The 25,154-nt window shown below is 67.3% G+C and carries 23 protein-coding genes; 6 read left to right on the top strand and 17 right to left on the bottom strand.

The features are described 5' to 3' along the window. The first annotated feature begins 270 nt into the window (after window positions 1-270). From CCX87_RS02870 to CCX87_RS02860, 3 genes are read left to right on the top strand one after another with little or no spacing between them, the layout of a single operon-like run. Window positions 271-1,359, top strand: coding sequence for a cyclase family protein (locus tag CCX87_RS02870; RefSeq protein ID WP_087743573.1), 1,089 nt, complete (start codon window positions 271-273; stop codon window positions 1,357-1,359). A 32-nt stretch (window positions 1,360-1,391) separates the two neighbouring features. Then, window positions 1,392-2,648 carry an ABC transporter substrate-binding protein gene (locus CCX87_RS02865; RefSeq protein ID WP_087743571.1) on the top strand — a complete coding sequence of 419 codons (1,257 nt, stop codon included), beginning with the start codon at window positions 1,392-1,394 and terminating at the stop codon, window positions 2,646-2,648. 13 nt (window positions 2,649-2,661) lie between these two features. Further along, window positions 2,662-3,783, top strand: coding sequence for an SDR family oxidoreductase (locus CCX87_RS02860; protein WP_087743569.1), 1,122 nt, complete (start codon window positions 2,662-2,664; stop codon window positions 3,781-3,783). A gap of 26 nt (window positions 3,784-3,809) precedes the next feature. Here the strand turns inward: CCX87_RS02860 and CCX87_RS02855 are convergent, their stop codons facing one another. From CCX87_RS02855 to CCX87_RS02845, 3 genes are read right to left on the bottom strand one after another with little or no spacing between them, the layout of a single operon-like run. Further along, window positions 3,810-4,841, bottom strand: coding sequence for a phosphotransferase family protein (locus CCX87_RS02855; RefSeq protein WP_087743567.1), 1,032 nt, complete (start codon window positions 4,839-4,841; stop codon window positions 3,810-3,812). Beyond that, window positions 4,838-5,611: an SDR family NAD(P)-dependent oxidoreductase gene (locus CCX87_RS02850; RefSeq protein WP_087743565.1), complete on the bottom strand. Its 774-nt coding sequence runs from the start codon at window positions 5,609-5,611 to the stop codon at window positions 4,838-4,840. The genes CCX87_RS02855 and CCX87_RS02850 overlap by 4 nt, the downstream gene beginning before the upstream one ends. Next, window positions 5,608-6,795 (bottom strand): acyl-CoA dehydrogenase family protein, encoded by a 1,188-nt coding sequence (locus CCX87_RS02845; protein WP_087743563.1) that lies wholly within the window; start codon window positions 6,793-6,795, stop codon window positions 5,608-5,610. Before CCX87_RS02845 ends, CCX87_RS02850 begins: the two co-directional genes overlap by 4 nt. Before the next feature lie 129 nt (window positions 6,796-6,924). Between CCX87_RS02845 and CCX87_RS02840 the strand changes: the two genes are divergently transcribed. Beyond that, entirely contained in the window at window positions 6,925-7,632 is a 708-nt protein-coding gene (locus CCX87_RS02840) for a GntR family transcriptional regulator (RefSeq protein ID WP_087743561.1), read from the top strand. 108 nt (window positions 7,633-7,740) lie between these two features. On the opposite strand, the gene CCX87_RS02835 is transcribed toward CCX87_RS02840, so the two are convergent. The 4 genes from CCX87_RS02835 to CCX87_RS02820 form a co-directional block, all read right to left on the bottom strand. After that, window positions 7,741-9,855 carry an acetate--CoA ligase family protein gene (locus CCX87_RS02835; protein ID WP_087743558.1) on the bottom strand — a complete coding sequence of 705 codons (2,115 nt, stop codon included), beginning with the start codon at window positions 9,853-9,855 and terminating at the stop codon, window positions 7,741-7,743. Between the two features lie 281 nt (window positions 9,856-10,136). Then, window positions 10,137-10,529, bottom strand: a complete 393-nt coding sequence (locus tag CCX87_RS02830) for a Zn-ribbon domain-containing OB-fold protein (RefSeq protein WP_087743556.1) — start codon at window positions 10,527-10,529, stop codon at window positions 10,137-10,139. Between the two features lie 3 nt (window positions 10,530-10,532). Then, window positions 10,533-11,687, bottom strand: coding sequence for a thiolase family protein (locus CCX87_RS02825; protein ID WP_087743554.1), 1,155 nt, complete (start codon window positions 11,685-11,687; stop codon window positions 10,533-10,535). Further along, window positions 11,684-12,523: an IclR family transcriptional regulator gene (locus CCX87_RS02820; RefSeq protein WP_087743551.1), complete on the bottom strand. Its 840-nt coding sequence runs from the start codon at window positions 12,521-12,523 to the stop codon at window positions 11,684-11,686. The genes CCX87_RS02825 and CCX87_RS02820 overlap by 4 nt, the downstream gene beginning before the upstream one ends. A gap of 219 nt (window positions 12,524-12,742) precedes the next feature. Here CCX87_RS02820 and CCX87_RS02815 point away from each other — a divergent pair, with 219 nt between their 5' ends. Then, on the top strand, window positions 12,743-13,414 hold the full coding sequence (locus CCX87_RS02815; protein WP_087743549.1) for a histidine phosphatase family protein: 672 nt from the start codon (window positions 12,743-12,745) through the stop codon (window positions 13,412-13,414). Between the two features lie 43 nt (window positions 13,415-13,457). On the opposite strand, the gene CCX87_RS02810 is transcribed toward CCX87_RS02815, so the two are convergent. Beyond that, window positions 13,458-14,288 carry an NUDIX hydrolase gene (locus CCX87_RS02810; protein ID WP_087743547.1) on the bottom strand — a complete coding sequence of 277 codons (831 nt, stop codon included), beginning with the start codon at window positions 14,286-14,288 and terminating at the stop codon, window positions 13,458-13,460. Further along, window positions 14,285-15,268, bottom strand: a complete 984-nt coding sequence (locus tag CCX87_RS02805; RefSeq protein WP_087743545.1) for a quinone oxidoreductase family protein — start codon at window positions 15,266-15,268, stop codon at window positions 14,285-14,287. Before CCX87_RS02805 ends, CCX87_RS02810 begins: the two co-directional genes overlap by 4 nt. 93 nt (window positions 15,269-15,361) lie before the next feature. On the opposite strand from CCX87_RS02805, the gene CCX87_RS02800 reads away from it, so the two are divergent. Beyond that, window positions 15,362-16,261, top strand: a complete 900-nt coding sequence (locus tag CCX87_RS02800; RefSeq protein WP_087743543.1) for a DMT family transporter — start codon at window positions 15,362-15,364, stop codon at window positions 16,259-16,261. 80 nt (window positions 16,262-16,341) lie between these two features. Here CCX87_RS02800 and CCX87_RS02795 read toward each other — a convergent pair whose 3' ends face one another. The 8 genes from CCX87_RS02795 to CCX87_RS02760 form a co-directional block, all read right to left on the bottom strand. After that, window positions 16,342-17,172, bottom strand: coding sequence for an SDR family oxidoreductase (locus CCX87_RS02795; RefSeq protein ID WP_087743541.1), 831 nt, complete (start codon window positions 17,170-17,172; stop codon window positions 16,342-16,344). Between the two features lie 89 nt (window positions 17,173-17,261). After that, window positions 17,262-18,179 (bottom strand): DMT family transporter, encoded by a 918-nt coding sequence (locus CCX87_RS02790; RefSeq protein WP_087743539.1) that lies wholly within the window; start codon window positions 18,177-18,179, stop codon window positions 17,262-17,264. Window positions 18,180-18,331: 152 nt separating this feature from the next. After that, a complete protein-coding gene (locus tag CCX87_RS02785; RefSeq protein ID WP_087743537.1) occupies window positions 18,332-19,627 on the bottom strand; it encodes a DUF3422 family protein in 1,296 nt (431 codons plus the stop codon). A 140-nt stretch (window positions 19,628-19,767) separates the two neighbouring features. Beyond that, the gene (locus tag CCX87_RS02780; protein WP_087743535.1) at window positions 19,768-21,279 is read right to left on the bottom strand and encodes a tripartite tricarboxylate transporter permease; all 1,512 of its coding nucleotides are present in this window, start codon (window positions 21,277-21,279) and stop codon (window positions 19,768-19,770) included. 18 nt (window positions 21,280-21,297) lie between these two features. Continuing rightward, window positions 21,298-21,786, bottom strand: coding sequence for a tripartite tricarboxylate transporter TctB family protein (locus CCX87_RS02775; RefSeq protein WP_087743534.1), 489 nt, complete (start codon window positions 21,784-21,786; stop codon window positions 21,298-21,300). 144 nt (window positions 21,787-21,930) lie between these two features. Beyond that, a complete protein-coding gene (locus CCX87_RS02770) occupies window positions 21,931-23,724 on the bottom strand; it encodes a GspE/PulE family protein (protein WP_087743531.1) in 1,794 nt (597 codons plus the stop codon). Between the two features lie 47 nt (window positions 23,725-23,771). Then, window positions 23,772-24,536: a spermidine synthase gene (locus CCX87_RS02765; RefSeq protein ID WP_087743529.1), complete on the bottom strand. Its 765-nt coding sequence runs from the start codon at window positions 24,534-24,536 to the stop codon at window positions 23,772-23,774. After that, on the bottom strand, window positions 24,537-25,112 hold the full coding sequence (locus CCX87_RS02760) for a DNA-deoxyinosine glycosylase (protein WP_232476467.1): 576 nt from the start codon (window positions 25,110-25,112) through the stop codon (window positions 24,537-24,539). Between the last annotated feature and the right edge of the window lie 42 nt (window positions 25,113-25,154).

Genomic DNA, 25,154 nt, shown 5'->3' with positions numbered 1-25,154 from the left:
CACCGGCGGCAATGTGGATGCACCCGTATTCGCGCAGACGCCCGCAGCAGCCTGAAACACCCCGGTCGGTAGTTTTGCTCAACGAAACCATCTCTGGCAACGCCACCTGATCCGCACACTGATTTGCGCGAAACGCCGCGTCAGACGGAAGGGTTTACCCGATATTTGATTTCATTCCTCGAAATATTCACCACGGGGTTTGACATGGGCCGCCTGCGCCCAACACCATAGTCTCCACATCCGCGATCCACAGCGGCGGGAGACAACAGCATGCGATGGAAACAACGCCCACCAGGCTCGAACTGGGGCGACTTCGGGCCCGACGACCAACTCGGGCGCGCCAACCTGATTGGCCCCGAACAGGTGCGCAAGGGCGCGCAAGAGGTGCGCGAGGGGCGCAGTTTTTGCCTCTCGCTGCCGCTGGACCTGCCAGGCGGCAATGCACTCAACGCGCGGCGTCATCCGCCGCGCCTTTCGCCCACGCGCAATGGCGACCGGCCCTACCTCAACTTCCCGCTGGGCCACGTGTACGCGGGCGCCACCGATGTGATCAGCGATGACCAGGTGCTGCTCTCGCTGCAGTACTCCACCCAGTGGGACTCGCTGGCCCATGTGGGTTCGCTGTTCGACTCCGAGGGCGACGGCCAGCTGCGCACCACCTATTACAACGGCTACCGGGGCCACGAACATGTGCTGGGGCCCGTTGACCATGGCCTGCCGCAGCGCGACGCGCAGGGCGCGCCCGGCCCCTACCGCCCCGTGTGCTGCGCGGGTCGGCCCGCCGACGCCAGCGTGGCGCGTGCCCTGGGCGTGGAAAACCTGGCCAGGAAAGGCATGCAGGGCCGCGGCGTGCTGGTGGACCTGGCCCGCGTGTACGGCACGGATTTCCAGGACATCGGCTACGAACAGCTCATGCACGCCATGGCGCAGTGCGGCGCCACGGTGGAGCCGGGAGACATGCTGCTGCTGCGCACCGGCTTTGCCGGCGTGGTGCTGTCCATGCAGGGGCAGCCCGACGCCGAGCGCCTGCACCACAGCTGCGCGGCGCTGGACGGCAGCGACCAGCGCTTGCTGCAATGGATCACTGACAGCGGCATCGCGGCCCTGGTGGCCGACAACTATGCCGTGGAGCGCCACCCGCCCACCCGCGTGCCGCAGGACGGTTCGCCCTATGCCGTGGTGCCGCTGCACGAGCACTGCCTGTTCAAGCTCGGGCTGCCGCTGGGCGAGCTGTGGTATCTGGACGAACTCGCCGAGGCACTGCACGCGCTGGGGCGCACGCGGTTCTTCCTCACCGCGCCGCCGCTGCGCCTGCCCGGCGCCGTGGGCTCGCCCGTCACGCCCATCGCCACCATTTGATTCCCGCTAGCCACACACCCAAGGAGACAAGCATGAACCGCCACACCCCCCGCAGCCCCCTGCCACGCGCATGCCGCGCGCTGTGCACCAGCCTGGCCCTGCTGGCCGCGACCACCGCGGTCACAGCGCAGGACGCAAAGATTTCCGACGACACCGTGCGCCTGGGCATCCTCACGGACCTCAGCGGCCCATTCGCCGACATCACCGGCCCAGGCAGCGCGGCGGCCATCCAGATGGCCATCGACGACTTTGGCGGCCAGGTGCTGGGCAAGAAGATCGAGCTCATCGTGGCCGACCACCAGAACAAGGCCGACATCGCCTCCAGCAAGGCACGCGAATGGTTCGACACCGGCAAGGTGGACGCCATCATGGACGTGGCCGTCTCCGCGCCCGCACTGGCAGTGCTGGAAGTGGCCAAGCAAAAGCAAAAGGTCGTCGTCTTCAACGGCCCCGGGCTGGACCGCCTCACGGGCGACCTGTGCATGCCCAGCACCGTGCACTACGTGTACGACACCTATGCCCTGGCCAACGTGACGGCCAGCGCCATCACCCAGCGCGGCGGCAAGGACTGGTTTTTCATCACCGCCGACTACGCCTTCGGCCACAGCCTGCAGGAGCAAGCCAGCGCCGTGGTCACGGCCCAGGGCGGCAAGGTGCTGGGAGCCGCCAAGCACCCCATCGCCGCGACGGACTTCGCCTCCTTCCTGATCAGCGCACAAAACAGCAAGGCCCAGGTCGTCGGTCTGGCCAACGCGGGTGGCGACACGGTCAACACCATCAAGGCTGCGCGTGAGTTCGGCCTGACGCAGGGAAAAAACAAGCAAACCCTGGCCGGCCTGCTCATGTACATCAACGACATCCACGCCATCGGCCTGCGCACCGCAGGCGGTTTGATGCTCACCGAAGGCTTTTACTGGGACATGAACGACGAGACGCGCGCCTGGTCCAAGCGCTACTTCGAGAAGATGAAGAAGATGCCCAACATGAGCCAGGCAGGCGCCTACTCGTCCACCATGCACTACCTCAAGGCCGTGCAGGCCGCCAAGACCGACGACACGGCCCAGGTCATGGCCAAGATGAAGGCCACGCCGATCAACGACTTCTTCGCAAAGAACGGCCGCATCCGCGAGGACGGCCGCATGGTGCACGACATGTATCTGTTCGAGGTCAAGTCGCAGGCCGAATCCAAGTACCCCTGGGACTACTACAAGCTCTTGGCCACGGTGCCGGGCGACAAGGCCTTCCTGCCGCTGGCGCAGTCCAAGTGCCCCTTGGTCAACAAGAAGTGAGGGCGCCTTCGCCATGACGACACCCGAGAAGACCGCCCTCATCGTGGGCGCCACCGGTGTGGTGGGCCAGGCCTGCCTGCGCCACTTCGCCAGCCTGCCCGGCTGGCGCGCCATCGGCGTGGCCCGCCGCCCCATCACCCCGCCGCCCGGGGCTGAGGCCCTGCAGCTGGATCTGCAGGACAGCAACGCCTGCGCGGCGGCACTGGCTGGCCGCGACGACATCACCCATGTGGTCTATGCCGCGGTGTACGAGCAGCCCGGCGGGCTGGTCGGCGGCTGGCGCGATCAGGACCAGATGCGCACCAACCTGCAAATGCTGCGCAACGTGGTTGAGCCGCTGGACCGCCCCGGCGGCGCGCTGCGCCACGTCACCATCATGCAAGGCGGCAAGGCCTACGGCGTGCACATTCACCCCGAAATCGCGGTGCCAGCGCGCGAGCGCTGGCCGCGCGACGCACACGAAAACTTCTACTGGCTGCAGGAAGACTTCCTGCGCGAACGCCAGGCCAAGGCGGCGTGGCACTTCACCATCATGCGCCCGCGCATCGTCTTTGGCGACGCCCTGGGCAGCCACATGAACCCGATCCCGGCCATCGGCGTCTATGCCTGGCTGCGCCACGAGCAGGGCTTGCCCCTGGCCTACCCCGGCGGCCCCGCGCGCGTGAACCAGGCCATCGACGCCGACCTGATCGCCCAGGCCTGCGCCTGGGCTGCAGACGCGCCCAACGCACGCAACGAAACCTTCAACCTGGAGAACGGCGACGTGTTCGTCTGGCAGAACGTCTGGCCCACCATCGCCGAGGTGCTGGGCATGCCCGTGGGCGACCCCGAGCCGCAATCCCTGGGCACCACCCTGCCGGGCCAGCAAAAAGCGTGGGAGCGAATCGTCAACAAATACCAGCTGGCCGCCCCGCGCGCGCTGGCGGCCTTCATCGGCCAGGGCGCCACCTACGCCGACTTCCAGATGAACCATGGCAAGACCGGGCCCCTGCCGCCCGTGATCATGAGCTCGGTGAAGATCCGCCAGGCAGGTTTTGCGGCCTGCATGGACACCGAGGACATGTTCCGCAAGTGGTTCGGCCAGTTGCAGCGGCACCGGCTGCTGCCCAGTGCCGACGAGGCCCGCGCACGCTGAATGCGCGCGGGCTGCGGGCCCCTGCGCTACCGCGCTGTGTGGCGCTGCGCCCACTCCCAGCCCAGCAGTGCCAGCGGGCCGGCCTTGCGCCCGGTTTCCTCGGCATCGGCCGACGCCGCACTTCCATCGGCTGCGCGCTGTGCAATGCCGTAGAGGATGGCCGCCATGCGAAACAGGTTGTAGGCCATGTAGAACGACCAGTGGCCCTGCGCATCGCGCCCCGTGGCTGCACGGTAGTCGGCCAGGTACTGCGCCTCGGTAGGAATGCCCAGCGCGGGCAGGTCCAGCCCGCCGATGCCGCGCCACAGGGCGGGCGGCACGTTCCAGGCCATGCAGTGGTAGGCCAGGTCGGCCAGCGGGTCGCCCAATGTGGACAGCTCCCAGTCGAGCACGCCGATCACGCGCGGCTCGGTGGGGTGGAACACCAGGTTGTCGATGCGGTAGTCGCCGTGCACCAGCGTGGTTTCGTCCGCAGCGGGCACCTGTGCGGGCAGCCAGTCCATCAGCCGGTGCATGGCCGGGTCCAGCGGCACCGTCAGCGCACGGCATTGGCGCGACCAGCGGTCGATCTGGCGTTCAACATATCGCCCCGTGCGGCCGTAGTCCGCCAGGCCCACGGCCACATGGTCCACGCTGTGCAGCGCGGCCATCACGCGCCCCATCTCGCGGTAGAGTGCGCCGCGCTCTGCGGGGGTGCTGTCCGGCAGGGCCGGGTCCATGAACACGCGGCCCGGCAGGAAATCCATCACGTAGAACGGTGTGCCGACGATGGACGCGTCCTCACAGTAGGCCCGCATGCGCGGCACCGGCACATCGGTTTCCTGTAACGCCCGCATGACGCGGTATTCGCGGTCAATGGCATGCGCCGACGGTGCCAGAACACCGGCCGGCTTCTTGCGCACCACGTAGGCGTGTTCACCGGCCGTGACACGAAAGGTGGGGTTCGACTGCCCCCCCGACAGCGGGGCTGCCTGGATCGCTTCGTTGCCCGCGAGGCCCTGCGCGCGCAGGTAGTCGGCGAGCGGCCCCAGGGGCAGTGTTGCGGCGCCGGCGCTCATAGCGAACTCACCAGGTGTGCGCCGTCCACGGCCACCGTGGCGCCCGACATCGCGGCGCCAGCGTCCGATGCCAATAGCAGCAGCGGACCGTCCAGGTCGTTCAACTCGCCAAAGCGCCGGCTCGGGATGCGGTTGCGCAGCTTGTCGCCCGCGTCGCTGGTCAGGAACTCGCGGTTCAGGTCGGTCACCACATAGCCCGGCAGCAGCGCGTTCACGCGGATGCGGTGGCGCGCCAGTTCCAGCGCCATGGCCTTGGTGGCCTGCACCACGCCGGCCTTGGAGATGGCATACGGCGCCACGCCACCGGCCACGCGCTCGCCCAGGATGGACGCCACGTTGACGATGCTGCCGCCGCGTCCGGCCGCCACCATGCGCCGCGCGGCCTCGGTGGCCACCAGCCAGCAACCCTTGAGGTTGGTGTCCAGCACATGGTCAAAATCTTCTTCGGTCTGCTCGAGCAGCGGCCGCGTGACGGTGACCCCGGCGTTGTTCACCACGACGTCAGGGGCACCCAAGCTGGCCAGCGCATCAAAGCAGGCGCGCACGCTGGCCGCGTCGGAGACATCGATCGACACGGCCCGCGCCTGGCCGCCGTCCTGGGTGATGCTGTCCACCACCGACTGCAGCTTGTCCGCTCGGCGTGCCGCCACGGCCACGCGCGCGCCGGCTTGTGCGAGCAAGCGGGCGAAGTGCGTGCCCAGCCCGCTGGACGCGCCCGTGACCAGCACCACGCGGCCATCCAGGCGAAAACGATCGATGGCCGCGCTCATGCCTGCTCCCCTGCCTCGGCCTTCTCTGCCAGGTGCACCAGCTTGCGCGCCATGCTCCAGCGATGTACTTCGCTGGGGCCGTCATAGATGCGAAAGGCCCGCATGTCCGTAAAGATGCGCATCACCGGAGACTCGGACGTGACGCCCGAACCACCGAGCATCTGCACGCTGCGGTCGACCACGCGCCACTCGGCCTCCGAGCACACCACCTTGGCGCGGCTCGATTCAAAGTTGCATTTCTCACCCCGGTCCAGCAGCCATGCGGTGTGCCAGATATGCAGGCGTGCGGTGTGCAGGTCCATGTCGTTGTCTGCCAGCATGAAGCCCACGCCTTCGTGCTCGGCCAGCGGTTTGCCAAAGGCTTGCCGGCGGCGCGTGTAGGCAAGGGCCGCATCATGGGCGCGGCGTGCCTGGCCCAGCCAGCGCATGCAGTGCGTCAGGCGCGCTGGCGCCAGGCGCACCTGTGCGTAGCGAAAGCCCTTGCCGATCTCGCCCAGCACGTCAGCGGCGGGTATGCGCAGGTTGTCAAAACGCAGCACGCCATGCCCGCCGGTAAAGCAGCTGTCCATGGCATCCATGCTGCGCTCGAGCGTGATGCCGGGGCGGTCCATGTCGGTGAGGAACATGGTGGCCGAGCCGTCTTCCATGCGCGCCATCACGATGGCATAGTCGGCGCCCTCGGCACCGGTGATGAACCATTTGAGTCCATTGATGAGGTAGTCATCGCCATCACGCACCGCCGTGGTGGCCAGCATGGAGGGGTCGGCACCCGCGCCGGGCGAGGGCTCGGTCATGGCAAAACACGAGCGGATGTGACCGGCCACCTGGGGGCGCAGCCAGCGCTCTTTCTGCGCCGGCGTGGCCACTTCTTCCATCAGGTGGATGTTGCCTTCGTCGGGTGCGTGAATGTTGAGTGCCGTGGGGCCCAGCCACGAATAGCCCGCTTCCTCGAACACTGCGGCCTTGGCCACATGGCTCAGGCCCAGGCCACCCATTTCCTTCGAAGCGTGGGGCGTGAGCAGGCCGGCGGCGCGGGCGCGCGCCACCAGCTCGCGGCGCAGCGCCTCGCTGGGGCCGTGGGAGGACTGGCGTTCGTCGTTTTCGAGCGGGATGATCTGTTCGGCAATGAACTGCCGCGTCTTGTCCCGCAGTTCCTTGATCTCAGGTGGCAAATCGAAGTCCATGGAGCTTCTCCTTCGGGTGGGGTGGGTCGTGAAAACGTCTGATTTTTCGATTTATTGTAGGACGATATATTAGGACGATATTGTCCAATATTTGGTTGGCAACTTCAGAGCCTCCCTATAATTTCCGCGATGAACCCTTCCGAACACCCCGAGAACGCTCTTTCTGCGGCCAATGCCGGCGATGCCCGCAGCGCCTCCGATGTGGTGTTCTATGGCGTGGTCAACGGCCTGGAAGCACAGCGTTTCGCGCCGGGCCAGCGGCTGGTCGAGGTGGACCTGGCCCAGCAGTTCGGTGTCGGCCGCAACTCGGTGCGCGAGGCGCTGCAACGGCTTGCGGCGGACGGCATCGTGGACACCTTTCGCCACCGCGGGGTGGCCATCAAATCCCTGTCGGCGCAGCAGACCCTGGACGTGCTCGACGTGGCCGAACGCATGACCGGGCTGCTGGCGCGCTCTGCCGCACGCGGCATCCAGGCGGGAAAAGCATCGCAGCCCATCGGCGCGGCGCTCGACCAACTGCGCGCCGCCGAAGACGAGGGCGACGGCGATGCCTTCGGCCGCGCCCGGCGCAACTTCTACCGCGCCCTGCTCGAAGCCAGCGGCAGCCTGGAACTCCGGCGGCTGTTCCCTTCGATCCAGATGCCCATCGTCTATGCCCAGCACCGCTTCGCCGCGCTGCAAAAGCTGCGCCTGCGGGACTATGTGGCCATGGGCCGCGCCGTGACGGACGCCGATGAAGAGGCTGCGGATGCGGCAGGCGTGAACCATGTGCGCAACGTGCGCGCGGAAATCCTGCGCAACATGGGTGCGCTCGCACCCGGTGGCGCGCCGGATTGAGCGGCCCCTGGCTCCCACCCAATACTTCAAGGCATTTTGGCCTCTAGCGCTTATCCTGTAAGCGCATGCAGCTACTTATTCAATAGCAAAATGCCACGAGCTGTGGCCTCAAGCGGGCTGCGCGCGGCCGGCCGGCGTGGGGACAGCGCATTCCACCAGCGCGTCCACCACGATGGCGCCGTCACCGGCGGCGCCCACCATCACCGGGTTGAGGTCGACGGAGGCGATGGCACCGCCGGCCCCGGCAATCACCTTCCCTACGGCCACCGCAATATCGGCCAGCGCCTGCACGTCCAGTGGCGGATCGCCACGCACGCCCCCCAGCAGCGGAGCGATGCGCAGGGTGCCCAGGGCGCGAACCACCTCTTCCTGGCTGAAGGGCGGCAACAGCACGGCGCAATCCTTGAGCGCCTCAACGTTCTTGCCGCCATCGCCCACCACGACCACCGGGCCAAAGACCGGGTCGATGCGCGCGCCCACCATGAATTCGTGGCGGCCCTTGCGGGTGGCGGCCACGATCACGCCGTCGCGCGCCACGCCCATCTCCGTCATCTTCGCGTCAAAGCGTTCGTACAGCGCACCCGTCTGCTCGGATGTGGCCACGCCCAGCGCCACCAGACCATGTTCGGTCTTGTGCGGCACCTCGGCAGAACAGGCCTTGACCACAGCGGGCGCACCGACGGCGTCGAACGCCACCCGCGCCTCCTGCGCCGAGCGGCACAGGTACATCGGGACGGTAGGCACGCCATGGCGCGCCAGCAGCGCCAGGCTGTCGGCCTCGTTGAGGAAGCCCTGCGCGCCCGTCGGAAGGGCCACCTCGGGCAGCGCGGGCCATGCCACGCGTTGCCGACGCATCAACGCCGTATGGTTCGCGACCTGTGCCAGCACACCCAGTGCCTCGCCCTCGTTGGGGAAAGTGGGAATTCCCTGCGCGCGAAACGGCTCGGCCACGCTCTCCTGCCAGGCAGCCACGGCCACGGGCTTGCCCGTGGTGGCCTCGAACGCTGCGGCATCGCGCGCAAAGGCCTGCACGTCGTAGCCCGCGCCGGCCACCGGAATATTGATAAAGAAAAGATCGGCCGCCGGGTCTTGCGCCACCTCCGGCAGCACCTTGCCGAACAGGCCACTGTCGCTCAGCAGCGCCGCGGTGACATCGATGGGATTGCTGGCCGTGGCAAAACCCGGCAACTGGGATGCCACAGCGGCCTGCGTTTGCTGCGACAGCTCCGCCAGGGGCAGACCTTCGTCTTCTGCCGCATCGGCGCCCATCACACAGCTGGCGCCCGAGTTGCTGATGATCACCAGGCGCCTGCCCTCGGGGCGCCAGCCCTTGAGGTAGGCCTGCGCCGCGCGCGCCTGCTCATGCGGGTCGCGCACGCGCCAGATGCCGTGGTGGCGAAAGAACGCATCCACCGTGCGGTCCTCGTTCGCCAGCGAGCCCGTGTGCGAGGACGCGGCCTTCTGCCCCAGCGCCGAACGCCCCGCCTTGATGGCAATGATGGGCAGGTCGCGTTCGCGCGCATGGGCGGCCGCGGCGGCCAGCATCTCGGGGTTGGCGATGCTTTCCAGGTACAGCAGCAGCAAACGCACTTCAGGGTCGTGCGCCACCGCCAGCGCCAGCTCGCCCGCAGTCACGTCGGCCTCATTGCCCGTGGCGTGTACGTGCCGCACGCCCAGGCCACGCCCGCGCAGCAGGCCGTAGGTCATGGCGCTCATGCCGCCGCTCTGGCTCACGATGCCGATGGGGCCGTCCATGGGCGGCACTTCGATGAACATGGTGGAAAAGCCCGCGATGGCGCCGGTGCCAAAGTTGGCCAGCCCCTGCGTATTGGGGCCATACAGCCGCATGCCTGCAGCGCGCGCCTGGGCCACCATGTGGCGCTGCAGCTCCATTCCCTCCGGGCCCGTTTCGCCAAAACCCGAAGCGATGATGACGGCCGACTTCACGCCGCGTACCGCGCACTCCTCCACGGCCGCCACGGTCTTGTCACCCCCCACCACCACCAGCGCCAGATCCGGAACTTCCGGCAGGGCCGACAGCGAGGCATAGCTCTTGTAGCCCTGGATCTCCTCGCGCGCCGGATTGACCGGATAGATGGCGCCTTGAAAACCATGGCGCTGCATGTAATAGATAGGCCGCCCGCCGATCTTGTGGATATTGTCCGAGGCGCCAATGATGGCAACCGAGCGCGGCTGCAGCGCAGAAGTAAGAAGATCAGTCATGGTGAGAACCGGCGCGGGCAACGCGCCAGAGAATGAAGGTGGATGGAATGAACGAGGTGGATGAAGGCGTGCTGGCTCAGTCGATCTTGGCGCCGGAGGTCTTCACCACCTTGGCCCACTTGTCAACCTCGGCCTGCAGGAAGGCGCCATAGACCACCGGCGCGCTCCAGGCCGCGGCAAACCCCTGGGCGTCAAAGCGCTGGCGGATGTCGGGGCTCTCGATATGTCTCCTGTATTGGTTTATTACGAATGCCGATCCAAGAACGCGAAATCAAAAAGTTCTAGGGCACTGGTGCAAAACGCACCAGCGTGCGCCCCTGGTGCTCGAAGAAGCCCGCATGCACGCGGTCGCCAATGCGCACGCCTGGCACGGCATGTGCCATGAGGCGCGGCCCTTCGTCGAGCTGCACGATCACCAGCGTGTACGGTACCAACGCACGGAATTCGTCGGACGGAGCGCGCGCCACCTCGGTGACGGCGCACACCGTGGCCGCGCCCGCAGCGTCGCGCCAGTGCAATCCACCGCGCTCGCCGCAGTGTTGGCAGGCATACCGTGCCAGCGTCTGCGCGCCGCCGCAGTGGGCGCATTGCTGGTAGCGCAGCAGGCCCTCGCGCAGGCCTTCGGTGAAAGGGGCGGCCAGGGGCCGCGCGGCGGTGGTTTCGGGGGCACTCATGGCTCAGTCCTCGCGCGAAAGGATCAGGCTGACATGGGACGACATCACGCCCCCGTCGGCATGGATGAAGGCCGTGCGCGGCGGCGCGATCTGGCGTGCGCCGGCCTGGCCGGTCATCTGACGCCAGGTTTCCACCGCGTGCGCCAGGCCGCCGGCCACACCGCAGTGGCCAAACGACAGCAGGCCGCCGTGCGTGTTGAGGGGCAACACACCGGTGGGTGCAAAGTCGCCCGCACGGGCGCGTTGGGCGGCCCCGCCGCGGGGGGCGAAGCCAATCTCTTCGAGCAGCATGGCCAGAGTGATGGTGAACGAGTCGTAGATGCCCAGGTAGTCCACGTCGTCCAGGCCCAGTCCGGCCTCGTCAAAGGCGCGTTGCGCCGCCTCGGCAGCGCCGCACTGCATCACATCGTCCATCGCCGTGAGGTGCTGGTGGCGGTGTGCCTGGCCGACGCCCACCATGGCGACCGCGCCCTGCGCTGCAGGCTCTGCCGACACGACGAGCGCCATGGCCCCGTCCGAGATCGGGCAACAGTCCAGCAGCGACAGCGGCCGGGCAATCGGCTTGGCGGCCAGCACCTCCTGCAGCGTGATGGGCGTGCGCAGGTGCGCGTCCGGGTGGTGGGCCGCGTTGGCGCGCATGAGCACGGCAAATTCGGCCAGATCCTGCGACGTGACACCCGTGCGGTGCATGTACTGCGAGGCCATCAGCGCGTAATACGCGGGCACCGACGCGCCGTTGGGCACCTCGTAATCGGCATCCCCCACCTGTGCCAGGGTCTGGATGGAGCTGTCGCGTGACTGGCCCGTCAGGCGGTTTTCGCCCCCCACCACCAGCACATTGCGGCAGCGGCCCGAACGCACCAGCTCGCGCGCCGCCATCAGCATCGCGGCGCCCGAGGCGCCGCCCAACTGCAACCCGTGTGCATAGTGAGGCCGCAGCGCCAGGCGTTCGCAGAGCAGCGTGGACAGCATCAGGTGCGGCAGCGTGGTGGCGTAGCCGCACAGCACGCCGTCGATCTGATGGCGCCGCAGGCCACTGCTCTCGATGGCCTGCGCAGCGGCCGCGTCCATCAGATCGAGCGCGCTGCGCCCCTCGTGGCGCCCGAAAGGCGTGCCGCCTGCGCCGCGCAGGTAGGCGGACCGCAAAGCTGTCGTCATTTACATGTCTCCTTGATGGGGGATGCAGGTCGGCGGTCGGCGCGCGTGGCTTCGGCCCAGCGCACCTGGCAGACCGTGGCCTCGTGCAGCAGCGCCTGCGCCAGCGCCGGCTCGCGCGTGAGGATGCGCTCGTTCAGCGCTGCAATACTCAGTGCCGCCACGGGGCGGCCCTCGGGGTCGAGGATGGCAACGCCAATGCCGCCCATGCGCTCGACCACCACATCGAGCAGCACAACAAAACCGCGCTCACGCGCCTGGTCGATGCGTTCGCGCAGGAGCGCGGGGGTGATGCGCGGGTAGCGATCGAGCTGGCCCAACAGCGTCTCCAGCGCCGCCTCGCGCTCGTCATCGGGCATCGCGGCAAGCAACGCCAGACTGCCCGCACCCACGCCCAGTGGCCGGCGGCTGCCCACGGTGAGGTAGTTGGCGCGGATGGGGTAGGTGCCCTCCTCCACGTCAATGCACAGTGACTCCACACCGCTGCGAATCGAGAGCACCACGGTGTCCTGGAACACGCCCGCCAGGCGCATCAGGCTGGGCCGTGCCAGAGGGCGCGGGTCAAAGCGCCGCAGCGCCGCAGCGCCCAGCACCGTGAGCTCGGGCCCCAGCGTGAACTGCTTGCTTTGCGCATCGCGCTTCACAAAACCCTCGCGTGCCATCACGTCGAGCAACCGCAGCGCCGTGGCTTTGTCCAGGTCTGCCGCCGACGCAATGTCGGTCAGGCGCAGGCTGCCGCCTTCGGACATGACGCGCAGCACGCGCAAGGCACGCTCCACCGACGAGGTGGCACCTCGTTCATGGGTGATGACCGCCTTGGGGCGGGTTGAAGTGGACATGGAGTTTCTTTCGGTGAAACCATCAAGACAGTTCACGCAATTTAGAGCCACACCATCCCATAGTCAAAACACGGCGATCAAGTTTTATTGAATGAAATTTCAGCCACCCACGGGATGGTGGCCGCCACACCAGCGCACGGCGTCAATTTGCTCACTATTTGATAGCACAAGTCGCACCAGCGACAAGGGCGCAGGCCCTGTGCAAGCCACAATCGCGCCATGGGAACCCTTTACCTTGTGCGCCATGGCCAGGCCTCGTTTGGTGCGGACGATTACGACCAACTCAGCCCGCGCGGGCGCCAGCAGGCGGTGCGCCTGGGCGAGCACTGGCGCGCACAGGGCCAGGCGTTTGACGCCATCCTCACCGGCACCCTGCGGCGCCACACGCAAACGCTCGAAGGCATTGCCGAAGGCCTGCAGATCACCCCCGAGCCGCTGCAGATGCCCGGCCTCAACGAATACGACAGCCTGGCGCTCATCCGCGCCATCCACCCCCAGCCACTGCCCAAACCCGATACGCCCGAACGTTACCGCCAGCACTTCCGCCTGCTGTGCGACGCGCTGGCGCAATGGATGGCGGGCGTGATCAGCCCGCAGGGCATGCCCAGCTGGGATGCGTTTGCGGGCGGCGTGCGCGCCGCACTCGACCATGTGCGCCACCAGCACGCGGGGCACAACGTGCTGCTGGTGAGCAGCGGCGGCCCCATTGCGGCGGCGGTGGGCGAGGTGCTGGGCACGGCGCCCGAGGTGACCATTGCGCTGAACATGCGCATCCGCAACAGCGCCGTGACGGAGTTCAGCGTGTCGCCCAAGCGGCTGATGCTGCAGACCTTCAACACCCTGCCGCACCTGAACGGGCGCGAGCATGCCGACTGGGTGACGCACGCCTGAAAGGCGGATCCGCGCAGTAGGATGCCCTGCCGCAGACGGCTTCTCAAAGACCCAAGCAAGCGCCCAGCACCAGCGCGGCCTCCAGCGTGAAGTCGCCCGCGGCCATGCGTTCTTGCACCTGCGCCAGGCTCCACAGCTCGAAGCGCTCCACCTCGCCATCCTGGTTGCGGGGTTCCAGCCCGCCGGGCACGGTGCAGCGAAACCAGTCGATGCGCTCAACCATGTAACCCACGCCGCCGCCCTCGCGGCTGGGGCGGCTGAAATCCACCTGCCCGCCGTGTTCAGGGCCGTGCAACTGCGGCAAGCGCAAGCCCGCCTCCTCCCAGGTTTCGCGCGCCAGCGCCTGCGTCAGGGTGTCGGCGGCCGAGACCATGCCGCCCATCAGCGTGTCCCACATGCCCGGGTTGTTGGGCTTGGTACGGGAGCGCTGCTGCACCCACATGCGGCCATCGGGCGCCCGGCCCACCAGGTGCACGGCCCGCGTGGCGATGCCCAGCACGCGCACGGCGCCGCGCTCGATGGTGCCCAACCGCTCGCCCTGGGCGTTGCACACCGCCAGTTGCTCGTCGCGCCAGGGGCCGCACTGGCCCTGGGCGCGCAGGGCCTGCGCCAGCAGGTTCAGCGCGGGTGTGACCGCGTCGGGCGGCACATCGAGGTGCCACACCGGTCCGCCCGATTGCTCCTGATTCAGTAGCTGGTAGCGCTTATCAGATAAGCGCCAGAGGTCGATTGGACTCAAAACCCCAGCCGCCACCGAACCCACGGCCTGCCCCGCCACCCACAGCGGCTGGCGCGCTTGCACGGGCGGCTGGCGGGCGGCCGCACGGGCTGCGGCCAGCCAGTCGGTGGCAGATGCTGCGGCGGCCCGCGTCACAGCGTGAGGATGGTGGAGCCGGTGGTCTTGCGCGCTTCCAGGTCACGGTGCGCCTGCTGCACTTGGGCCAGCGGGTAGCGCTGGTCGATGTGGATCTTGACCTGGCCACTGGCCACCACGGCGAACAGGTCGTCGGCCATGGCCTGCGTGCCTTCGCGCGTGGCGATGTGGGTGAACAGCGTCTGGCGCGTGACGTAGAGCGAGCCCTTGGCGCCCAGCGAGCCCGGCGCGAACGGCGGCACCGGGCCGGAGGCATTGCCAAAGCTGGCCATCAGGCCAAACGGCCGCAGGCACGCTAGCGACTTGTCCCAGGTGTCCTTGCCCACCGAGTCGTACACCACCTTCACGCCCTTGCCACCCGTGATCTCTTTCACGCGCGCGGCAAAGTCTTCGGTGGCGTAATTGATGGCGTGGGCCGCGCCATTGGCCAGCGCCAGCTGGCACTTGGCATCGGTGCCGGCGGTGGCAATCAGCTGCAGGCCCAGGGCGCGGGCCCACTGGCAGGCGATCAGGCCCACGCCACCGGCGGCGGCATGGAACAGCACAAAGTCACCAGCCTGCAGGCCTTGCACGGGCAGCGTCTTTTTCAGCAGGTATTGCGCCGTCAGGCCCTTGAGCATCATGGCCGCGCCGGTCTCGAAGCTGATGGCGTCGGGCAGCTGGCACACGCATTGGGCGGGCATCACGCGCACTTCGCAATAGGCGCCGGGGGGCTGGCTGGCATAGGCGGCGCGGTCGCCCACCTTCAGGTGGGTGACGCCCTCGCCCACGGCTTCGACCACGCCGGCGGCCTCCATGCCGATGGTGGCGGGCATGCTCAAAGGGTACAGGCCCGTGCGGTGGTACACGTCGATGAAGTTCAGGCCGATGGCATGGTGGCGGATGCGGATTTCGCCCGGACCGGGCTCCCCCACGGCCACGTCAACCAGGTGGAGTTCTTCGGGGCCGCCATGCTGGCGGATCTGGACGGCAAGGCTCATGAAAACGGTCTCCTGTAATGGGTTTGAAAAGTGGGCGCCATCCTGCCATGAATCTGCAAGCCTTGCCCGCCGCAGCGCCGTTACAGTGGCGGCATGACACAACGACTGACGCCCGGCACCGCGGCGCTGCTGGTGACGGCGCCGCTGCTGTGGGCCGGCAATGCCGTGGTGGGCCGCATGGTGCACGACCTGGTGCCGCCCATCACCCTGAACTTTTTGCGCTGGGTGCTGGCCCTGGCGCTGCTGCTGCCGCTCACGCACCGTGTGCTGCGCCCAAGCAGCCCGCTGTGGCCGCACTGGCGGCGCTTTGCCCTGCTGGGGCTGCTGGGCGTGGGCCTGTACAACGCGCTGCAATACCTGGCGCTGCAGACCTCCACACCGATCAACGTGACGCTGGTGGGCTCCAGCATGCCGGTGTGGATGCTGGCGGTGGGCGCGCTGTTTTTTGGCGTGGCCGTCACCCGCCAGCAGCTGGCGGGCGCGACCCTGTCGATGGCGGGCGTGCTCACCGTGCTCAGCCGCGGTGAGTGGAGCCAGCTGCTGGCGTTGCGCCTGGTGGTGGGCGACTTGTTCATGCTGCTGGCCACCATTGCGTGGTCGTTCTACAGCTGGCTGCTGGTGCGCACCACCGAGCCCGCCAGCCTGCGCGGCGACTGGGCGGCCTTCCTGACCGGGCAGATGGTGTTTGGCCTGGCCTGGTCGGGCGCCTTTGCCAGCGCCGAGTGGGCCACGGGGCACACGCACATCGCATGGGGCTGGCCGCTGGCGGCGGCGCTGCTGTTCATCGCCATCGGCCCGGCGCTGGCGGCCTACCGCTGCTGGGGCATTGGCGTGCAGCGGGCCGGGCCGGCAGTGGCCGGGTTCTTTACCAACCTGACGCCGCTGTTTGCAGCCTTGTTGTCGGCCGCGTTTCTGGGCGAGACACCCAGCGGCTACCACGCCGTGGCGTTTGCGCTGATCGTGGGCGGGATTGTGGTGTCGTCGCGGCGCTGAAGGGTTTTGAATAAAAACAGCCGCCAGCGCTTTGTGGGCAAGCGCAAGCAGCTATCAAAAACAAAGCACCCCCAACGCTGTCAGAACGTGCCAGGGTAGGCGCCGCCGTCGGCCAGCAGGTTCTGGCCCGTCATGTAACCCGCATGCACGCTGCACAAAAATGCGCAGATGGCGCCGAATTCTTCGGGGGTGCCAAATCGGCCAGCCGGAATCTGCGCCTGCTGGGCGCGGCGCACGTCGTCCAGGCTTTTGCCGGACTTGGTGGCCGCAGCGCCCAGCGTGGTGGCGAGGCGGTCGGTGTCGAACTTGCCGGGCAGCAGGTTGTTCAGGGTCACGCCCTGCGCCGCCAGCTTGCTGCGCGCGGCGCCGGCGACAAAGCCGGTGAGCCCGCTGCGCGCGCCATTGGACAGGCCCAGGATGTCAATCGGCGCCTTCACCGCGCTGGAGGTGATGTTGACGATGCGGCCAAAGCCCCGCGCGGCCATGCCGTCCACCGTGGCCTTGATGAGCTCGATGGGCGTGAGCATGTTGGCGTCCACCGCCTTGATCCAGGCGTCGCGGTCCCAGTCGCGAAAGTCGCCGGTAGGCGGTCCGCCCGCGTTGGTCACCACGATGTCGAAGTCGCGCCCCGGCCCGCCGGGCACCGCAAACACGGCGGCCCGGCCTTCGGGGGTGGTGATGTCGGCAGGCACCGCCAGTACCATGGGTTTTATGCCATTTTGACCTCTTGCGCTTGCTGCGTCTGCGCTAACAGCTATTAATTTGGAAGCGGCCAACTGCAGCGCATCGGCATTGCGCGCGTTGATGACCACGTTCACCCCTTCGCGCACCAGCGCCTGCGCGCAGCCAAACCCCAACCCTTTGCTGGCGCCACACACCAGCGCCCACTTGCCCGCGATACCCATATCCATAAAAAACTCCCGATGACTGGCTGCAACACGCAGCCGTTTCAAATCATAAGTGGGGCTTGGCAGCCCGGTCGGGCACCCCCCGCGTCGCCTCAGCGCGACATGCGCGTGAACACAAAGATGCCGGCCATCACCAGCGCGGTGCCCGCAGCCACCCACAGCGTGAAGGGCTCGCCCAGAATCCACACCCCCATGAAGATGGTGGACAGCGGGCCCACCATGCCGGTCTGCGCAGTCATGCCGGCGCCAATGCGCTCGATGGCCATCATCACCATCAGCACCGGCGCCGCCGTGCACAGCGTGGCGTTGAGCACCGACAGCCAAATCACCTCCGGCGCCACCACCGCAGCGCTCAGGGGCCGCAGCAGCACGAACTGCAGCAGGCAGCACAGGCAGGCCACCGTGGTGGCCAGGCCCACCAGCCGCAGCGCGCCGATGCGCTGCACCATCTCGCCGCTGTAAACAAGGTAGATGGCATAGCTCACGGCGCTCAAGAACACCAGCAGCGTGCCCCAGGCCGCATCGGCGCCCTGCAGTTGGGCCTCCAGGCCAAACACCAGCACCACGCCGCAGTAGCTGATGGCCATGCCCAGCGCCTGGCCCCAGCGGATGCGGCGGCCATACAGCAGCCAGCCGAGCATCATCACCAGCGTGGGGTTGAGGTACAGGATGAGCCGCTCCAGGCTGGCGCTGATGTAGGCCAGCCCGGCAAAGTCGAGAAAACTGGCCAGGTAGTAGCCGGTGACGCCCAGGCCCGCCACGCCCAGCCAGTCGCGGCGCAACAAAGGCGGCTTGCCCCGGCTGGCCCACCACGCCATGACGGCAAAAATGGGCAGCGCGAACAGCATGCGGTACATGATGAGCGTGACCGCGTCCACGCCATGGCGGTAGGCCAGCTTGACGATGATGGCCTTGCCGCTGAAGGCGATGGCGCCGAACAGCGCCAGCAAGAGGCCGGTTGCTACATTTTTTCTAGCTGCTTGCGATGGCTGGGATAGGGCTGTAGGCACTTTTTACTTAAAACTCACGCAAACGCATTCAAAAACCGGCAGCGCGCTCCCCCAAGGGCCTGCACCGCCCACCGAGCGGATGCCCGCATACAAGGACAGTCGCCGGATGGCATGGGGCCATTATCGGCGGCACGCCCAGGGCACGCTGGGCCTCAATGGGCATGGAACACCCGGTGGTGCAGCCGCCGCAGCGACCACCACACGCCCACCGCCACCACCGGAATCGCCACGGCCGCCGTGGTCTCGGACGACAGCGGCCAGCCCAGCTTTTGCGCGCCCTTGGCCAGGTAGCTCACCAGCCCGACGATGTAGTAGGTGATGGCCGCCACCGACAGGCCTTCCACCGTGGACTGCAGTTGCAGCTGCAGATCCTGGCGCTGGTTCATGGTGGCCAGCAGGGCCTGGCTGCTTTGCTGCTGCTCGATCTCGACGCGCGTGCGCAGCAGGTTGCTCATGCGCGAGACGCGCTGCGACAGCGCATCCTGGCGCCGCGTGGCCCACTCGCAGGTGCTGCGCGCGGGCGTCAGGCGCCGGTCCATGAACTCGCGGATGGTCTGCATGCCCGCCAGGCGCGATTCGGCGATGTCCTGAATGCGGCGGTCCACCAGCTCAAAATAGGCGCTGCTGGCCGAAAAGCGTGAGTGCGTGGCTGCGTACTGGCTTTCCACCTGCCCGGCCAGGCGGGTCAGGCGGTCGAGCAGCGCGGGCTCGGCATCGCGGTTGGCGGTGCGGATGGCATCGGCCAGCGCGGCCAGCTCGCGCTCGGCAAAGGCCAGCACCGTGGTGGCCTCGCGTGCGGCGGGCAGGCCCAGCAGGGCGGCCATGCGGTAGGTTTCGATCTCCAGCAGGCGCTGCACCAGGCGGCCCAGGCGGCGCGGCGCCATGCCGCCCGCCAGCAGCACCATGCGCGAGAAGCCATCGGCGTGGATGGCAAAGTCGGTGTACAGCTCGCCATGCCCGTCGGCCACGGTGGAGGCCACCAGCGTGTCCTCGTGCAGCACATGCTTGACCAGCGAGCCCGAGCCAAACTGCTGCGTGGGCAGCACCCACAGGTTCAGGCTGCACAGGCAATGGCCCGGCAGGGCGGCCAGCCATTCGTGTGGAACCACATCGATGGCGCTGGTGGGCTCGCGCTCGCCAAAGGCCTCGGCGGACGCCGGGACCATGAAGGTCCAGGTGACGAACTCGGTGTGCAGCTCCCAGCGCAGCCGAAAAGCACCCAGGTCCATCCGCAAGTGGGTGGTCTGGGCATCGGGCAGCGCCATGTGGTGGTCGCGCAGCAGTGCCGCCACATGGGCGCGGCTGGCTTCGCGGCCCGCCGCATCGGCCAGCATGACGATGTGGGCAATGGCCAGCGGTGCTGCCAGGGCCTCGGGCGGGCGGGCGTGGATCTCGTTGTGCAGCATGACCCGGTGCGGGTGCTGCGTGGGGCGGTTGGGTGGTTGCATGCGGTCCTCGGTGCGCCATTGTGTACCGGGCCTTCGCCCTTTCCACCGAGTCACCGCCCCAAAAAGCAACGGCACCCGAAGGTGCCGCTGTGCTTGCAGCCGGGGCCCGCGCTGCGGGACCGGCGAACGGGGTAAGGGGCTCAGTCTTCGACGAAGGCCTCTTCGCGCTTGTTCTTCACGGCGGGCAGCAGCACGATGACGAGCAGCAGGGCAGCAGCCGCCAGCAGGCCGGCCGACAGCGGACGCGTGACAAACACGCTCCAGTCGCCGCGCGACAGCAGCAGCGCACGGCGCAGGTTTTCTTCCATCATCGGGCCCAGGATCAAGCCGAGCAGCAAGGGCGCAGGCTCGGTGCCCAGCTTGTGGAAGATGTAGCCAATCAGACCAAAGATACCCACCATCCAGACGTCAAAGGTGTTGTTGTTGGTGGAATACACACCCACCGCGCAGAACAGCACGATGGACGGGTACAGCCAGCGGTAGGGCACCGTGAGCAGCTTGATCCAGATGCCGATCAGCGGCAGATTCAGGATCACCAGCATGGCATTGCCGATCCACATCGAGGCGATCAGGCCCCAGAACAGCTCGGGGTTGCTGGTCATCACCTGGGGACCCGGCTGAATGTTGTGGATGGTCATCGCACCCACCATCAGCGCCATCACGGCGTTGGGCGGAATGCCCAGCGTCAGCAGCGGGATGAACGAGGTTTGCGAACCCGCGTTGTTGGCAGCCTCAGGCGCAGCCACGCCGCGGATGTTGCCCTGGCCAAAGGGCACTTCGCCGGGGTGCAGCTTGGTTTTCTTCTCAATGGTGTAGGCAGCAAAAGCCGACAGCAAGGCACCGCCGCCGGGCAGGATGCCCAGGGCAGAGCCCAGGGCCGTGCCACGCAGCACCGCGGGGAACATGCGCTTGAAGTCCTGGGCCGTGGGGAACAGCCCCTCGACCTTGGCCGTGAACACCTCGCGCTCGTCTTCGGGGCGCGAGAGGTTGGCAATGATTTCGCCATAACCGAACACGCCCATGGCGATGGTCACGAAGCCGATGCCGTCGGTCAGCTCGGGAATGTCAAAGCTGAAGCGGGCCACGCCCGAGTTCACGTCGGTACCCACCAGACCAATCAGCAGACCCAGCACGATCATGCCCACGGCCTTGAGCAGCGAGCCCGAGGCCAGCACCACGGCGCCGATCAGGCCCAGGGTCATCAGCGAGAAGTATTCAGCAGGGCCGAACTTGAAGGCCACTTCGGTCAGCGGTGGCGCAAACGCCGCCAGGATCAGCGTGCCCACGCAACCGGCGAAGAACGAGCCCAGGCCAGCCGCCGCCAGCGCGGGCCCTGCCCGGCCCTTGCGCGCCATCTGGTAGCCGTCGATCACGGTCACCACCGAGGACGATTCGCCCGGCAGATTCACCAAAATGGCGGTGGTGGAGCCCCCGTATTGCGCGCCGTAATAGATGCCGGCCAGCATGATCAGCGCCGCCACGGGCGGCAGCGCGTAGGTGGCGGGCAGCAGCATGGCGATGGTGGCCACGGGGCCAATGCCAGGCAGCACGCCGATCAGCGTGCCCAAAAGGCAGCCGACAAAGCAGTAAACGAGGTTCTGAAACGTGAAGGCGACGCCGAAGCCGAGCGCCAGGTTGTCAAACAATTCCATAGTGTGGGTGCTCCTGCCTTAACCGGAAATAAAACTGGGCCACACCGGGAACTGAAGCTTCAGCGCCCAGACGAATGCCACATAGCTGCCCACGGCGAGCACCGTGGCAAGTACAAACACCGACTTCGCATGGAACTCGTTGCCTGCCAGGCTGGCAATGAAGGTCAGCGCATAGATGCCGACGATCAGGCCCATGGCGGGAATACCCAGGCTGGGCAGGCCGGCCAGCAAAATGCCGAAGGCAAAGTTGGCGGCCAGAATGAAGAACAGCGGCTTCCAGGCCCATTTGCCGATCTTTTCACCGTCCACGGTTTCCACCACGGTGGCCTTGAACGTAATAACGCCGCCGATGATGGCCAGCAAAATACCCAGCAACAGGGGGAAATAGCCCGGTCCCATGCGGGCGCCGGTGCCGACGTTGTAAGTTGTGGCGCCCCAGGCGAAGGCCACGCCGACGCCCATGAACATGAGGCCGGCAAAAAAGTCTTTTTGACTCTTGATTTTCACGAATGTCTCCTTGGCGGAATCTCAACCACGGGATTGTGCGGGGAATGTGGGCGCATAGCGATGTGGATTCCACCTACATCCCGTCACAATCGCCGCCCGCTGCGGTGCGGCGCCCTGGGTGAGTGCGGGTTTACCCCGACTTGATCAATCGAGCGGCGGCGTCGCCGCAATCACCTCGTCCAGCGTGGTCAGCCCTTCGGCCACCCGCAGGGCGCCGGCCAGGCGCAAGGGGCGCATGCCGTCGGCCACCGCCTGGCGGCGCAGCACCTCGATCGAAGGCGCCTGGGTGATCTTGTCCTTGAGCGCCTCGCTCACCGTCAGCAGTTCGTAAAGCCCCATGCGCCCCAGAAAGCCCCCCATGCGGCAATCCACGCAACCCACAGACTTGTAGGGCTGGTAGGCGCCCGTGATCTTCCAGGGCTTGACCACCTCGACCAGCGCCTCGGGGGTGGCCAACGTATCGGGCTGCTTGCACTGTTTGCACAGCGTGCGCACCAGCCGCTGGGCCAGCACGCCCAGCAGCGTGGCGTTGATCAGATACGACGGCACGCCCAGCTCCATCATGCGGGTGATGGCCGAGGGTGCATCGTTGGTGTGCAGCGTCGAGAACACCAGGTGGCCCGTGAGCGCGGCCTGGATAGCCATCTCGGCGGTTTCCAGATCGCGGATTTCGCCCACCATGATGATGTCCGGGTCTTGGCGCATCAGGGCGCGCAGGCCTTCGGCGAAGTTGAAGTCGAGCTGCGGCTGCACCTGCGTCTGGTTGAAGCTGGGCTCGATCATTTCGATCGGGTCTTCCACGGTGCTCACGTTCACCTCTTCGGTGGCCACGCGCTTCAAGGTGGCGTACAGCGTGGTGGTCTTGCCCGAGCCGGTGGGCCCGGTCACCAGGATGATGCCGTGCGGGCGCTTGACGAGCTGCTCCCAGCGCTGCGCGTCGTGCGGTGCGAAGCCCAGCGCGTCGAGATCCTTGACGGTGTTGTCGGGGTCAAAAATCCGCATCACCATCTTCTCGCCAAACGCCGTGGGCAGCGTGGACAGGCGCATTTCCACCTCGTCGCCGCGCTGGTTGCGGGTCTTGATGCGGCCGTCCTGCGGGCGGCGCTTTTCCACCACGTCGATGCGGCCCAGCAGCTTGATGCGCGACACCATGGCGTTGTGCACGCCCATGGGCATCTGGTAGACCGGGTGCAGCACGCCATCGATGCGAAAGCGGATCACGCCCTGCTCGCGGCGCGGCTCCAGGTGGATGTCGCTGGCGCGCTGATCAAACGCGTATTGCCACAGCCAGTCCACCACCTTCACGACGCCCTGGTCGTTGGCATCGAGCTGCTTGTTGCTTTGGCCCAGCTCCACCAGCTGCTCAAAGCTGCTGCCCCCCGAGTTGCCGCCCGCCTTCTGCGCCGCCCGCACCGATTTGGCCAGCGCAAAAAACTCGGCCGTGAAGCGGTGAATATCCTGCGGGTTGGCCACCACCCGGCGCACCGTGCGGCGCGACTGGCGCTCCACCTCGGCCACCCAGTCGTCGATGAAGGGCTCGGCCGTGGCCACCACCACCTCCTTGGCCGTCACCTGCACCGGCAGCACCTTGTGCCGCTCGGCATACGAGGCGCTCATGGTGTCGGCCACGCGGCCCACGTCCACCTTGAGCGGATCGATGCGCAGGTAGTGCAGCCCGGCGCGCTGGGCCAGGTATTCGGTCAGCGATTCAATATCGAGCGGCTTGCCATCGCTGGCGCGCGCCATGGCGACGCTGGCCAGCCGCACCAGCGGATGCTGCGAGCTTTCGGCCTGCGAGCAGCGGGCGATGGTGCGGTGCGCCTCTTGCGGCGAGATCACGCCATCGGAGCGCAGCCAGCCCACCATGCTGCGCCAGTCCAGCGGACCCGCATGGGCCGCAGGCGCAGCGGGCGCGGGGAATTCGGTGAAGGTTTTCATCAGGGGCTTCGGTGTTCAGTTCAATGGCGAGGCGGAGCGGCGGACGGTCAGCCCGCCACGGGTTTGAACACGCGCAGCCATTTGGCCGAAGGGATGTCCCAGCGCGCCTGGATGGCCTCGGCCCGCGCGGCCAGCTCGGTGCGCTTGGGCCGGCTGGGCGTGCGCTGCGCCAGCACCACGGTGTTGCCCTCGCGGGTGGGCTTGAAGGCCCACAGGGCGTCTTCGCCAAAGGCGCTGGCCATGCTCTTGAGGCTGCGCTCGAAGCTCGACGCCCGGCCAAACAGGTTCACGGTCATGCAGCCGTCCTCGGTCAGCAACGCGCGGCAGTCGGCATAAAAAGCGGGGCTGTCTAGCACCGGCGCCGCGGCTTCGTGGTCGTACAGATCGACCGCCAGGGCGTCCACGGTGCCCAGCCACATCGGGTTGCGGATTTCCTCGGCCGCATCGGCCAGCACCACGCGCAGCTTGGGGCCATCGGGCGGCAGCTTGAACCACTGGCGGCACACCGCCAGCACCTGCGGGTTGAGCTCGATGGCGGTGGTGCACAGGCGCAGTTTCTTGTGGCAAAACTTGGTGATGGCCCCGGCCCCCAGCCCCAACTGCATGGCGTGGCGCTTGGTGACACTGGCGGGCTCAACAAACAGCAGCCAGGCCATCATGCGCTGCACATACTGCAACTCGATCTCGAACGGCTCGGCCACGCGCATGGAGCCCTGGATCCAGGGCGTGCCCAGGTGCAGGTGGCGCACCTCGCCATCGTCAGAGACGCTCACTTCGGGCAGTTCAACTTCGGTCTTTTTATTGCGGGCCATTCACACCAATCCATGCCGGGCCAGCAGTTCGGCCCAGGCGTTCAATTTACGTTCAAAACTCCACGACGCATTGGCCGGGCTGGTGGAAGGCAGCCGGTGCACCGCCACCCCCAGCAAGGCCGTGCTGCGCGCATGCTTGAAGCTTTCCCCGCCATTGTGGGCGATGGCCGCCAGCCGGGGGCAGCGCGCGCGCAGGCTGGCAAAGTCGTTGACCTGCGCATTGCGGATGCGGGTGTCCAGGCTGCCCACCCGCTCACAGCTGGCGTACACGTCCCACAGGCCCAGCCCGCGCGCCAGCAGCCAGTCGCAGCGCTCGCCATAGTGCGCTGCGCCGGGCAGCGGGTGCTGCGGCCAGAGCGCCTGCAGGATGCGCCAGAAATGGTTTTGCGGGTGCGCATAGTATTGCCCCGCCCGCAGCGAGGCCGCGCCCGGAAAGCTGCCCAGCACCAGCACCACCGTGCGTTCGGACACCACGGGCGCCAGCCCCGTCAGGCGCTCGCCGCCGGGCGGCTGGAGCGGGCTGTGCACATCGCGGGGTCGGGTGGGCCGGCCCACAGCCGCCTTGTTTTCCTTCATGCGCCCATTCTGGCCTGAAATCCAACACACACCTCGGTCACT

The organism is Acidovorax sp. T1, assembly GCF_002176815.1.
Taxonomy (GTDB): Bacteria; Pseudomonadota; Gammaproteobacteria; order Burkholderiales; family Burkholderiaceae_C; genus Acidovorax.
This window is presented reverse-complemented; position numbering and strand designations above follow the sequence as displayed.